The organism is Modestobacter sp. SYSU DS0511 (assembly GCF_054050755.1).
Window position 1 is genome coordinate 163,782 of record NZ_JBJGZY010000002.1, and the last position, 12,210, is coordinate 175,991.

9 protein-coding genes are annotated in these 12,210 nt (G+C 74.5%); 6 read left to right on the top strand and 3 right to left on the bottom strand.

Going from position 1 to position 12,210, the window contains the following annotated elements; genetic code table 11:
• Window positions 1-5: 5 nt before the first annotated feature.
• Window positions 6-1,694, bottom strand: coding sequence for a protein kinase domain-containing protein (locus ACI783_RS02040; protein ID WP_457138895.1), 1,689 nt, complete (start codon window positions 1,692-1,694; stop codon window positions 6-8).
• Between the two features lie 538 nt (window positions 1,695-2,232).
• Between ACI783_RS02040 and lipB the strand changes: the two genes are divergently transcribed.
• Together lipB and ACI783_RS02050 are read left to right on the top strand one after the other, a co-directional pair.
• Complete coding sequence (gene lipB / locus ACI783_RS02045) at window positions 2,233-2,874, top strand: lipoyl(octanoyl) transferase LipB (RefSeq protein ID WP_457138896.1); 642 nt, start codon at window positions 2,233-2,235, stop codon at window positions 2,872-2,874.
• 5 nt (window positions 2,875-2,879) lie between these two features.
• Window positions 2,880-3,263, top strand: coding sequence for a PPOX class F420-dependent oxidoreductase (locus ACI783_RS02050; protein WP_457138897.1), 384 nt, complete (start codon window positions 2,880-2,882; stop codon window positions 3,261-3,263).
• A 51-nt stretch (window positions 3,264-3,314) separates the two neighbouring features.
• On the opposite strand, the gene leuS is transcribed toward ACI783_RS02050, so the two are convergent.
• Window positions 3,315-6,242 carry a leucine--tRNA ligase gene (gene leuS, locus ACI783_RS02055; RefSeq protein ID WP_457138898.1) on the bottom strand — a complete coding sequence of 976 codons (2,928 nt, stop codon included), beginning with the start codon at window positions 6,240-6,242 and terminating at the stop codon, window positions 3,315-3,317.
• 553 nt (window positions 6,243-6,795) lie between these two features.
• Here leuS and ACI783_RS02060 point away from each other — a divergent pair.
• From ACI783_RS02060 to ACI783_RS02075, 4 genes are read left to right on the top strand one after another with little or no spacing between them, the layout of a single operon-like run.
• Window positions 6,796-8,388 carry a mannitol dehydrogenase family protein gene (locus ACI783_RS02060; protein ID WP_457138899.1) on the top strand — a complete coding sequence of 531 codons (1,593 nt, stop codon included), beginning with the start codon at window positions 6,796-6,798 and terminating at the stop codon, window positions 8,386-8,388.
• A 41-nt stretch (window positions 8,389-8,429) separates the two neighbouring features.
• Window positions 8,430-9,203: an HAD family hydrolase gene (locus ACI783_RS02065; protein ID WP_457138900.1), complete on the top strand. Its 774-nt coding sequence runs from the start codon at window positions 8,430-8,432 to the stop codon at window positions 9,201-9,203.
• Window positions 9,200-10,324 carry a CDP-glycerol glycerophosphotransferase family protein gene (locus ACI783_RS02070; RefSeq protein ID WP_457138901.1) on the top strand — a complete coding sequence of 375 codons (1,125 nt, stop codon included), beginning with the start codon at window positions 9,200-9,202 and terminating at the stop codon, window positions 10,322-10,324. Before ACI783_RS02065 ends, ACI783_RS02070 begins: the two co-directional genes overlap by 4 nt.
• A gap of 2 nt (window positions 10,325-10,326) precedes the next feature.
• Window positions 10,327-11,148, top strand: coding sequence for a phosphocholine cytidylyltransferase family protein (locus tag ACI783_RS02075; RefSeq protein WP_457138902.1), 822 nt, complete (start codon window positions 10,327-10,329; stop codon window positions 11,146-11,148).
• Window positions 11,149-11,194: 46 nt separating this feature from the next.
• Here ACI783_RS02075 and ACI783_RS02080 read toward each other — a convergent pair whose 3' ends face one another.
• Entirely contained in the window at window positions 11,195-12,124 is a 930-nt protein-coding gene (locus tag ACI783_RS02080) for an LLM class F420-dependent oxidoreductase (protein ID WP_457138903.1), read from the bottom strand.
• Window positions 12,125-12,210 lie beyond the last annotated feature (86 nt).

Here is a 12,210-nt window from a genome sequence, read left to right on the forward strand (position 1 = left end):
CCGGGTCACGGCAGGCGCTCGCCGTCGGCGATCCGCCAGCCCGCTGCGGTCACCTGGACGACCAGCCGCACGCGCGCCTCGCCCCGGGGCGGGACCTCCCGCACCAGCCCGCCGGCGGCATCGGTCACCCGGAAGCCGGGCAGCGTGTCGACGACCTCGAGCACGGCCCGCCCGTCCTCGACCGTCACCTCCCGGACCTCCCTGACCTCCGGGGTGAACCCGGTGAGCGCCTGGCCGGCCGCGTCGAGCGCCTCGACCTGGGCCAGGTCGCGCCGTGCCGACGCGCTGCCGGGCACGTGCACGTCGGCGACCGCGGTGGGATCCGCCGTGGCGAACACCGCCGCCCGCCGTTCGTACAGGCCGGTGAGCAGGGCCCGCCACGCCGCCCGGTCGGGGGGCACCACGGTGGCGGCAGCCGGCTCGTTCGCCGTGCCGTCGTCCGGTCGGCCCTCGGTCGGGACAGGGAGGCGCTCGGCCGGCGCGGGGTCGGCGGGCCGGCCCGGCTGCCCGGACGGCACGTCGACGCCATCGGCCGCCGGCACCGGGACGGGCGATCCCGCTCCCCAGTGGGTGCCCACCCAGGCCGCGCCGATCGACCCCAGCGCCACGGTGGCCAGGACCGCCGCCGGCACCAGCAGCCGCCGCGCGCCGGTCCACCGCCGTTCGGGGTCCGGCAGCCGATCCGGGTCCCGGCGCACCGCGCGCGCGAGCCGCGCCACCGCCGCGCGGACACGCACCAGCCGGCCGGCGGGCGCGGGCGCGGCGTGGGCCGCGCGCGTCCGCCGTCCGGGCACCTGGTGAGTCAGTTCGGTGCGTGGCCCCCGCTCGGTGACGCCGAGCTCGTGGTCGGGCACCCCGGCCACCGGCAGCCGCACCGGCTCGGGGCGGCAGGCGTGCCGCAGATCCAGGGCGAAGGCCGCCGCCGTGCCCCGCAGGTGCGGGTCCGCGGACAGCCCGCGCAGCACCACCCGCACCAGCTCGGCCGGCGCCTCGGGAGCCAGCATCGCCAGGTCGGGCAGCTCACCCGCCGCCGCGACCGCGAGGGTCTGGGCCGGATCGGCCGCGTTCCACGGGGCGACGCCGGTCAGCGCGTGGAAGGCCGCCGCCGCCACGCCGAACACGTCGGAGGCAGGACCCGGGGCACCCCCGCGGGCCACGACGGGGTCGACGTAGGGCGGGGTGACCTCTGCACGCGCGGTGTCGCCCACCAACCGCGCGGTTCCCAGGTCGGTGAGCACCGGCCGTCCCTCGGCCGTGAACAGCACGTTCCCCGGCGACAGGTCGCCGTGGACCACCCCGCGCTCGTGCGCCTGGGCGAGCGCCGCCGCGACGGGGGCGACCGTGGTGACCACCTCTCCCGGGCGGAGCCGACCGCGGCGGGCGAGCAGGGCAGCGAGGCTGCCACCAGCCAGCAGATCGAGCACGAGGCTCACCTCGGCGGGCCCGCCGCGCACCTCCCGGCGGACCACCCGGTGCAGCCGGACCAGGTGGGGGTGGTCCAGCTCCGCGAGCAGGCGCGCCTCCCGCTCCTGCCGTTCCGGGTCACCGCGCAGCAGGACCTTGACGGCCACCGGCTCGCCGCCGTTCCGCGGCCGCGCCCGCCAGACCTGACCGGAACCTCCCCGGCCGAGCAGCTCCTCGAGCACGTAGCCGGGCACGACGGGGGCTGCGGCCGGTGGAATGGGTGCAGGCACGGATCGGACCGTAGGCCGATCGGGCACCCGCCCGCTGCCGTCGTCCACAGGCGCCCCCGGCTTCGTCGTCGACCGGGGGCTCCAGGTGCTCAACACCGGCTACCCGCACGTCGCAGCCGACCTGGACCTGCCGGCCCTGCGCCTCGCTGGTTCTGGACCGGCGCGGTGGTGCGCGTGGCCGGCCGCGCACCCCGGGTCGTCGACCCCCGCCGGCACCCCGGGACACTCCCCGCCCCGGGAGTCCGACGTCCGCGAGGAGGTCGCCCGTGCGCACGGGGAGGCCACGGGCGACCTGGCGCACCGCACCACCGTCACCGGAGCACAGCCGGCCGCCGCTCCCCCACTGCAGCACCGCCGCCGGTCGACCTCGGTGGTGGGCTGTTCGTCTGCGGCGACCACCGGGACACCCCGTTCATCCAGGGCGCCATGGCCAGTGGCCCCCGGACCGCGCCCGCGGTGCTGGCGCGGCTGCGCGGCGGCCCGCCCACCCCGCCGCCGCCCGAGGCCGTGCCCTCGGGCCGGGCATAGGCTGGCCGGCGTGAGCGAGTTGCGCGTCGTCCGGGCGGGTCTGGTCCCCTACGAGCAGGCGTGGGCCTGGCAGCGGGAGCTGCACGAGCAGCGGGTGGCCGGCACCGGACCGGACACGATGCTGCTGCTGGAACACCCGCCGGTCTACACGGCGGGCAGGCGCACCGAGCCCCACGAGCGCCCCTTCGACGGCACCCCCGTGGTCGACGTCGACCGCGGCGGCAAGATCACCTGGCACGGCCCCGGCCAGCTGGTCGGTTACCCGATCGTGCAGCTGCCCGAACCGGTCGACGTCGTGGCCCACGTCCGGCGGCTGGAGCAGGCCCTGATGCGCGTCTGCGCCGACCTCGGGCTGCGCACCGAGCAGGTGGAGGGCCGCAGCGGGGTGTGGGTCCGCGCCGACGACCGGGGCCCGGACCGGAAGGTCGCCGCCATCGGCGTCCGGGTGGCCCGCGGGGTGACCATGCACGGGTTCGCGCTCAACTGCGACCCCGACATGTCCGCCTTCGCCAACATGATCCCCTGCGGGATCGTCGACGCCGGCGCCACCTCGTTGAGCGCCGAACTGCGCCGCGACGTCCCCGTCGCCGAGGTCGTCGACGCCGTCGAGCAGGCGGTGCGTGAGGTCCTCACCGCCGCCGTCCCCGCCTGATCGCGATGCCGCTGCCGCAGAGCGAGTACGTCAGCCTCACCACGTTCCGGCGCACCGGCGTCCCGGTCGCCACCCCGGTGTGGGCCGCCCCGCACGGGAACGAGCTCGTCGTCTGGACCCGCGCAGACTCGGGGAAGGTCAAGCGGCTGCGGCACACCAGCCGGGTCACCGTGGCGCCGTGCGACGTCCGGGGCCGGCTGCGCGGCCCGGCGGTCGACGCGGTGGCGACCTTCGTGCCCCGCGAGGAGTGGCCTGCGGCTCTCGCCGCGCTGCGACGCCGGTACGGGCTGCGGTTGCAGGTCGGGCTGGTCGCCTCCCGCACGTGGACGCGCCTGCGCCACCCCGGCACCGAGCGGCACGCCCTGATCCGCATCTCCGCCGTCGCCTGACCCCGCCCCCTGCCGGCCCCACCGCGATCGGGGCCGGCAGGAGCTCCTCGCTCAGCCGACGACGAAGTTGACCAGCCGGCCCGGGACCGCGATCACCCGGCGCACCGTCTTCCCCGCCAGCTGCGCGGCCACCTTCTCGTCGGCGCGGGCAGCGGCCTCCAGGCCGGCGGCGTCGGCATCGGCCGGCACCGCGACCTGCGCCCGCACCTTGCCGTTGACCTGCACCGCCACGGTCACCGTGTCGTCGACCAGCCAGCGGGGGTCCGCGATCGGGAACGACGCCCAGGCGACGGAACCGGAGTGGCCCAGCCGGGACCACAGCTCCTCCGCCAGGTGCGGGGCCAGCGGCGAGGTCAGCAGCACCAACGTCTCGGCGACCGGCCGTGGCACGTCCGTCCCCGGCGGGTAGGTCGCGGTCAGGTGGTTCGTCAGCTCGGTGATCCGGGCGATGGCGATGTTGAACCGCAGGGTGGTCATGCCGTCGCGCACGGCCTCGATCGTCCGGTGGAGGGCACGCGAGGTGTCCTCGTCCGGCTCGACGTCCGCGGCACGCACCGCGCCGGTCTCCTCGTCCAGCACGACCCGCCAGATCCGCTGCAGCAGCCGCTGCGAGCCGACCGCGGCCTTGGTCTCCCACGGCCGGGACTGGTCCAGCGGCCCGGTCGACATCTCGTAGACCCGGAAGGTGTCCGCGCCGAACATCGCGATCATCTCGTCCGGCGTCACGACGTTCTTGAGGCTCTTGCCCATCTTCCCGTACTCACGGTCGACCGGCCTGCCCTCGAACCAGTACTGGCCGTCGCGCTCGACGACCTCGGCCGCGGGCACGTAGAAGCCCCGCTCGTCGGTGTAGGCGTAGGCGGAGATGTACCCCTGGTTGACCAGGCGGCGGAAGGGCTCCTCGCTGGACACGTGCCCCAGGTCGAACAGCACCTTGTGCCAGAACCGGGCGTACAGCAGGTGCAGCACCGCGTGCTCGACACCGCCGACGTACAGGTCGACCCCGCCCACGTCGCCGGGCTCGCGCGGGCCCATCCAGTACCGCTCCAGCTCCGGGTCGACGAAGCGCTCGTCGTTCGTCGGGTCCGCGTAGCGCAGGTAGTACCAGCAGGAGCCCGCCCAGTTGGGCATCGTGTTGGTCTCCCGGCGGTACCGCTTCGGCCCGTCGCCCAGGTCGAGGGTGACCGTCGTCCACTCGGTGGCCCGGGACAGCGGCGGCTCCGGCTTGGAGTCGGCGTCGTCGATCTCGAAGGTCTTCGGCGAGTAGTCGTCGACGTCGGGCAGCAGCACCGGGAGCAACGAGTCCGGGACGGCGATCGGCAGGTCGTGCTCGTCGTAGACGACCGGGAACGGCTCACCCCAGTAGCGCTGCCGGCTGAACAGCCAGTCGCGCAGCTTGTAGGTGGTGGTCGCCTCACCGTGGCCGGTGGCCACCAGCCAGTCGGTGACCTTCGCGATCGCCGCGGCCTTGTCCAGCCCGTCCAGCGACAGCTGCTCGTTCGAGCTGTTGATCATCGGCCCGGTGCCGGTCCAGGCGCCGGAGGCGTCGTCGAAGTCGGCCGGCGGCTGCACCGTGCGGACGACGGGCAGCCCGAACGCCTGGGCGAAGTCCCAGTCGCGCTGGTCCTCACCGGGCACGGCCATGATCGCGCCGGTGCCGTAGCCGGTCAGCACGTAGTCGGCGATGAACACCGGCAGGTCACGACCGGTCAGCGGGTTGCGCGCGGTGACGCCCAGCCAGACCCCGGTCTTGTCCCGGCCCTCGGTCTGCCGTTCCAGCTCCGAACGGCGCGAGGCCTGCAGCTGGTACGCAGCGACCGCCTCCGCCGGGCTCGCCGCCCCGCCGGTCCAGCGCGGGTCGGCGCCCTCCGGCCAGGAGGCGGCGGTCAGCGCGGCCACCAGCGGGTGCTCGGGGGCCAGCACCAGGTAGGTGGCGCCGAACAGGGTGTCGGGTCGGGTGGTGAAGACCTCGATGGACTCGGCGACCTCCGATCCCGTGGCTTCGCCCCCACCCACGCCGAACCGGATCCGCGCGCCGGTCGAGCGGCCGATCCAGTTGCGCTGCATCTGCTTGAGCGAGTCCGACCAGTCCAACCGGTCCAGGTCGTCGATCAGCCGCTCGGCGTAGGCGGTGATCCGCATCATCCACTGGGTCAGCGGACGGCGGAACACCGGGAAGTTGCCCCGCTCGGAGCGCCCGTCGGCGGTGACCTCCTCGTTGGAGAGCACGGTGCCCAGCCCCGGGCACCAGTTGACCGGCGCCTCGTGCCGGTAGGCCAGCCGGTGCCCGTCGACGACCCGCCGTCGTTCGACGTCGTCCAGCTCGGCCCAGGTGCGGCCCTCGGGCAGGGTGCCCGCGGCGGGCTGCCGGGTGCCGGCGTCCAGCTCGGCGACCAGCTCGGGGATCGGCCGGGCCCGGCCACGGCCGCCGTCGGCGGTCTCGTCGAACCACGCCTCGAAGACCTGCCGGAAGATCCACTGGGTCCACTTGTAGTAGCCCGGGTCGATCGTGGCGAAGGTGCGCCGGGTGTCGTGGTCGACGCCCAGCCGGCGCAGCTGGGCGCTGATCGCGGCGATGTTGGCCTCGGTGGTGACGCGCGGGTGCTGCCCGGTCTGCACGGCGTACTGCTCGGCGGGCAGACCGAAGGCGTCGTAGCCCATCGGGTGCAACACGTTGTGCCCGTCCATCCGCAGGAAGCGGCTGGTGACGTCGGTGCCCAGGTACCCCAGGGGGTGCCCGACGTGCAGCCCGGCCCCCGAGGGGTACGGGAACATGTCCATCACGAAGGCCTTGGGGCGGTCGGCCACCCGGTCGAAGCCCTCGCTGAGCGGCCCCACCGGGTTCGGCGTGTGGAAGGTCCCGTCGGCGTCCCAGCGGTCCTGCCAGGCGAGCTCGATCTGCTGGGCCAGCTGCGGGGTGTACCGGTGCGGCGGCACGTCACTGGTCGGGTCGGTGCTCTGGCTGGCCGTCTGGCTCATGGCTGGTGCTCCCGGGGGCAGGCAAGGGCTGCGGACATGAAAAGACCCCTCACGCAGGAGGGGTCGCCGTGCTGGTCCGATCGGTCAGGTCAGCACGGCCGGAGAAGGAGGAGTCCGCCGGTCACGGGGCGATCCTAGCGTGCGCGCCGGCCGGGCAGGTCGGCCTCCGAGCAGCGACAGCGGTCACGGCGCGGGTACGTCCCGGTCGCTGAAACTCCCACCGAACCGGGGCCCGTGGCGCTCGCCGTACGCCTGTTCACCGAGGGGTGTCATGATCACCCTTGTTTGTCGCGCCCCCCGACCGGGCACGGCAGCACTCCGGCGTTGAGCAGCAGCGCCGCCTGCGCATGGTCGTGGAGCGGCGCGCTCCCGGAGACGCGGCAGGCCGACGGCGTCCCCGCCCCGGCCGCAGCGCCTCCGGTGGAGGCCGGTCCGCACCGAGGTCCGGGGACCCCGGGCAACAGCCCGCCCACCGGCGGCGCGGCGAGATGATCGCAACCGCACGAGCAGTGACCGCGCACCCCCGGTGCCCGCGAGAAGAGGAGGACCGCGCATGGCAGAGCTCACCCAGCCCGGCCCGGCACCCGCGGGTCACGTGGACGTCGCCGGCGCGGTCCCCCTGAACCAGCACGCCCTGCCGCTGCTCGCCGGACGTGTCCGGGTGCCCACCTACGACCGCACGGCGCTCACCCCCGCCGTCGTCCACTTCAGCGTCGGCGGCTTCCACCGCGCCCACCAGCTGGTCTACTTCGACGAACTGGCCGAGCAGGGCGACACCGACTGGGGCGTGGTCGGCGTGGGCCTGCACTCCCCCGCGATGCGCGACGCCCTCCGGCCGCAGGACCACCTCTACACGGTGGTGGAACGCAGCTGCGAGGGCGAGCAGGCCCGGGTGGTCGGTTCCCTGGTCGACTACCACTTCGCGCCGGACTCCCCGGAGACGGTGCTGGCGGTGCTCACCGACGAGCGGACCCGGCTGGTGACCATGACCGTCACCGGCACCGCCTACCGGGTCGACCCCGCGACCGGCGACTTCCACCCCGACGAGGCGGTCCGGGCCGACCTGGCCGATCCGCACCGCCCCGCCTCGCTGTTCGGTTACATCGTCGAGGCGCTGGACCGCCGGCGCCGGGCCGGGCGCCCGCCGTTCACCGTGCTGTCCTGCGACAACCTGCAGCGCAACGGCGAGATCGCCCGCGCCGCGGTGGTGGGGTTCGCGCAGCTCCGCGACGAGTCGCTGGCCCGGTGGATCGACGAGCACGTGACGTTCCCGGGCAGCATGGTCGACCGGATAACGCCCCGCACCAGCCTGCAGGACCGGATCGCCCTCGCGGAGCGGAACGGCGTCGACGACCGCTGGCCGGTCATCACCGAACCGTTCTCGCAGTGGGTCCTGGAGGACTCCTTCTGCAACGGACGCCCGCCGCTGGAGCAGGTCGGCGTGCAGTTCGCCGACGACGTCGGCGGCCACGAGCTCATCAAGACACGGCTGCTCAACGCGAGCCACTCGGCCCTGGGCCACCTCGGCTCGCTGGCCGGCCACCGCTACGTGCACGAGGTGATGGCCGACCCGGTGCTCCGCCGCTACGCGACCCAGCTCATGGCCGTGGAGATCGGGCCGCTGCTCACCGCCCCCGCCGGGGTCGACCTGGCCGACTACCAGACGCGCCTGCTGCGCCGCTTCGCCGACCCGGCCATCGGCGACCGCCTGGAGCGGCTGTGCCGGCGCGGGTCGTCCAAGGTGCCGCTGCACGTGCTCCCGTCCCTGCGCGCGGGGCTGACGCAGGGACGCCCGACCGAGCTGCTGACCCTCGCGGTCGCCGGCTGGTGCCGGTACGTGCGGGGCACGGACCTGCAGGGCGGCGAACTGGTGGTCGAGGACGAGCTCGCCGACCAGCTGCGCGGGCTGGCCCGCGCGGGGGGCACGGACCCCCGGCCGCTGCTGGGTCTGCACCCGGTCTTCGGCGACCTGGCCACCGACCCGACGTTCGTGGCGGCGCTGACCCGCGCCCTGCAGGACCTGGAGGCGGACGGTGTCCGGGTCACGGTCGCCCGGGCACTGGCCCGCAGCGGCGAGCACCCGGTGGTCGACCCCGCCACCCCGAACCGGGTGTCGGTCGTCCACGACGACCTGCTGTCCGCATGACCACGCCCCCACCGGCCCGGACCCCCAGGAGACCACCCCAGATGCCAGAGATCAGGACCACGCGGGCCGAAGGCCTCACGGCGCTGCTCTGCGACGCCGACGGGAACCTGTTCCCCTCCGAGGAGCCGGCCTTCGTCGCATCGGCCGGCGTCACCAACCGCTTCCTGGCCGCCCACGGGATCCCGGACCGCTTCACCGCCGAGGAGCTCCGCCGGGCCGCGACGGGCCGGAACTTCCGTTCCACCGCCGCCGACCTGGCCGCGGCGCACCGCGTCGAGGTGACCGACCTCGACGAGTGGGTCGCGGAGGAGCGGCGCGTGGTGACCGAGCACCTCGGCCGGGAGCTGCGTCCCGACGCCGACGTGACCGCCGCGCTCACCGCGATCGGCGAGCGGCTCACCCTCGCCGCGGTCAGCTCCAGCGCACTCACCCGGCTGGCGGCCTGCTTCACCGCTGCGGAGCTGGACGGCCTCATCCCACCGACGTTGCGGTACAGCGCGGAGGACTCCCTGCCGACGCCGACCAGCAAGCCCGATCCGGCGGTGTACCTGCACGCCTGCGACCAGTTGGGCATCTCCCCCGAGCAGGGCCTGGCGGTCGAGGACTCGGTGGCCGGTGCGCTCTCCGCCGTCCGGGCCGGCTGCCCCACCGTGGGCAACCTGCGGTTCGTGGCTCCCGGCGAGCGGGCCGAGCGCGCGGCCCAACTGCGGGACGCCGGCGTGGTCGCACTGGTCTCCTCCTGGGCGGAGCTGACCGACCTGCTGCTGCCGACGTCGGCCGGGCGCCCGGCGACCGTGGCGGGAGGTGCCCGGTGAGGGTCGTGCTCAACAGCTTCCGCGGGGTGTACTCCGACAGCCCGCGGACGATCTTCGAAGCCCTCCGGCAGCGCGGCGACGACCACGAGGTCGTCTGGCTGGCCGCCCCGGACCGCGTGGGCGACTTCCCGGCCGACGTGACGACCGTCGAGTTCGGCACCGCCGGGGCCCGGGCCGCGCTGGAGTCCGCCGACGTCGTGGTGTCCAACGACCACATCGGGTTCGACTGGGACAAGCAGCCGGGCACGACCTACCTGCAGACCTGGCACGGGACACCGCTGAAGCGGATCCACAACGACGTGCTGTGGGCCCCGGAGGGCCGGCTGGCCTACCTGGACACCGAGATCGCGCGGTGGGACGCGCTGCTGTCCCCGAACGCCGTCAGCACGCCGCGGTTCCGCAAGGCCTTCGGGTTCACGGGGCCGGTGCACGAGACGGGCTACCCGCGCAACGACCTGCTGAGCTCACCGGACCGGGAGCGCATCCGGGCCGAGGTCCGTGACGCCCTGGGGATCGCCGACGGCGTCACCGCCGTGCTGTACACCCCGACGTGGCGCGACGACCAGGTGTTCGGCGGGGGCGACGGACCGCAGCACACCTTCCCGCTCGACCTCGGGGACTTCGCCCACGGCCTCGGCGAGGACCACGTGCTGCTGCTGCGCCTGCACCAGATGGTCTCCGACCGGCTGGAGGTGCCGGCGGGCGCGCCGGTCCGCGACGTCTCGCGCTACCCGGACATCCGGTACCTGTACCTGGCCGCCGACGTCCTGGTCACCGACTACTCCTCGACGATGTTCGACTTCGCCGTCACCGGGAAGCCGATCCTCAACTTCACCTACGACCTGGACTACTTCCAGGACACCCTGCGGGGCTTCTACTTCGACCTGGCCGAGGCCGCTCCGGGCCCGCTGCTGTCCACCAGCGACGAGGTGCTCGACGCGATCGCCGAGCTCGGTCGGCGGCCGTGGGAACCCACCGAGCGGTACACCCGGTTCCAGGAGACGTTCTGCTCCCTCGAGGACGGCCACGCGACCGACCGGGTCCTGGAGCTGTTCTTCCCCCGGACGGGCGCTGCCGACCCGTCCGGCGCCACCCCGACGAACGACGAACCGAGGAGATGAGCATGCGCGCTGCTGACCCGATCCTGACCGGGGGCCGCGATCGGCGGTCGCGGCCGGCGGTGGCCGACGGCTCGTCCGCCACCCCCGCCGCCGCCCCGCAGGTGGTCATCCTGGCCGCCGGCATGGGCACCCGGCTGGGCCGCAAGCTGCCCAAGCCGCTGACCCAGCTGATGGACGGCCGCAGCATCATGCAGCAGCAGCTGGACGGCATCCGTGCGGTCTTCGGCGCCGCGGCCCCGGTGACCGCGGTGGTGGGCTACCGCGCCAAGGCCGTCATGCGGGCGCAGCCGGACCTGCTCTTCGCGTTCAACCCCGACTTCGCCGTCACGAACACCTCGCAGAGCCTGCTCAAGGCGCTGCGGTCCTCCCAGGCCGGCGGAGTGCTCTGGATGAACGGCGACGTGGTCTTCGACCCGGCGGTGCTCGACCACGCCGCCCCGCTCATCCAGGCCGACGAGAGCTTCGTCTGCGTGGACACCTCCACCGTCGCCGACGAGGAGGTCAAGTACACCCTGGACGACGACGGCTTCATCGCCGAGCTGTCCAAGACCGTCGTCGGCGGGCTCGGCGAGGCGGTCGGCATCAACTACGTCTCCGGTGCCGACAAGGCCGCGCTGATCGAGCACCTCGTCGCCTGCGACGCGAACGACTACTTCGAGCGCGGCATGGAGCTGGCGATCCAGCGGGCCGGGGTGCGCTTCCGCCCGGTGGACATCTCCCGGTTCTCCGCCGTCGAGGTCGACTTCGACGACGACCTGCAGCGGGCGAACACCTGGCTGGGCTCACGCGCGGCTCTGGAGCCGCTGGCCTCCGAGCTCCGCTGAGGCACCGGCGCCCCGCCCACCACCGGTGGGCGGGGCGCCGCGCTGCTCACGCCAGCTGCGGGGCCACCTCGGCGGCGACCAGGTCCAGGTGGTCGAGGTCGGAGAGGTCGAGCACCTGCAGGTACACGCGGGTGGCGCCCGCCTCGGCGTAGCGCCCCAGGACCTCCACCGCCTCCGCCGGGGTGCCGGCGACGCCGCGGGCGCGCAGCTCGTCGACGTCCCGGCCGATGGCGGCGGCCCGGCGGGCCAGCTCCGCCTCGTCCCGGCCGACGCAGAGCACCAGCGCGGAGCTGTAGACCAGCTCACCCGGGTCGCGGCCGACCTCCGTGCAGGCGTCCCGCACCCCGGCGAACAGCCGGGCGTTGTCCTCCGCCGACTGGAACGGCACGTTGAACTCGGCGGCGTACCTCGCCGCGAGCCGCGGGGTGCGCCTCCTGCCGTTGCCGCCGACCAGGATCGGGATGCCGCCGGGCTGCACCGGCTTGGGCAGCGCCGGGGACCCGGAGAGCTGGTAGTGCTGCCCGGGGAAGTCGAAGGTCTCCCCCACCGGGGTGTTCCACAGCCCGGTGATGACGGCCAGCTGCTCCTCGTACCGGTCGAAGCGCTCCCCCAGCTCGGGGAACGGGATGCCGTAGGCGCTGTGCTCCTCGGCGAACCAGCCCGAGCCGATGCCGAGCTCCACCCGGCCGCCGCTCATCTGGTCGACCTGGGCCACCGAGATGGCGAGCGGGCCGGGCAGCCGGAAGGTGGCCGCCGTCATCAGCGTGCCCAGCCGGATCCGGCTCGTCTCACGGGCGAGCCCGGCGAGGGTGACCCAGGCGTCGGTCGGCCCGGGGAGGCCGTCGCCGCCCATCGTGAGGTAGTGGTCGGAGCGGAAGAAGGCGTCGAAACCGGTCTCCTCGGTGCGGCGGGCCACCGCGAGCAGGTCGTCGTAGGTGGCGCCCATCTGGGGTTCGGTGAAGATCCGTAGCTGCACGGGGTGGAACCTAGCCAGCCCGACCGCCCCCTGCTGGCCGGCAGGCCACCCGCCCAGCGGGCGACTCGGGGTGTGCCCACGGGCGA